The sequence below is a fragment of the Pseudomonas sp. MD330_10 genome, from assembly GCF_042610415.1.
Lineage (GTDB): Bacteria > Pseudomonadota > Gammaproteobacteria > Pseudomonadales > Pseudomonadaceae > Aquipseudomonas > Aquipseudomonas rhodesiae.
In genome coordinates this window covers 1-233 of sequence record NZ_JBHGZU010000177.1, presented here as the reverse complement: position 1 = coordinate 233, position 233 = coordinate 1, and the positions used below count along the sequence as shown (strand labels likewise).

The 233-nt window shown below is 61.4% G+C and carries 1 protein-coding gene; it reads right to left on the bottom strand.

Annotated elements, in window-relative coordinates:
* A partial coding sequence (locus ACFZPT_RS27100) for a hypothetical protein (RefSeq protein WP_379559189.1) occupies positions 1 to 233 on the bottom strand: 233 nt, incomplete at both ends.

Below are 233 nucleotides of genomic sequence, written 5' to 3'. Positions count from 1 at the left end.
CGAACGCTTTGGAGTCGCTCGCGTCACACTGGTTTTCGCGGTTGAACAGGCCCGACAAGGTACTTGAACCAAAAACCCCGCCATAGCCGCCGCCAAACCCAAGGAACCCAGAGGCACCCGCAGCATTGCCGCCCTCGATGCCGAATACCTGGGCGATATAACTCGGCGCCAGGGCGGTGGTGCGGAGAAAGATGTAGCCGATCGGTGGCAAGCCGCCACCCAATTCACGCTGC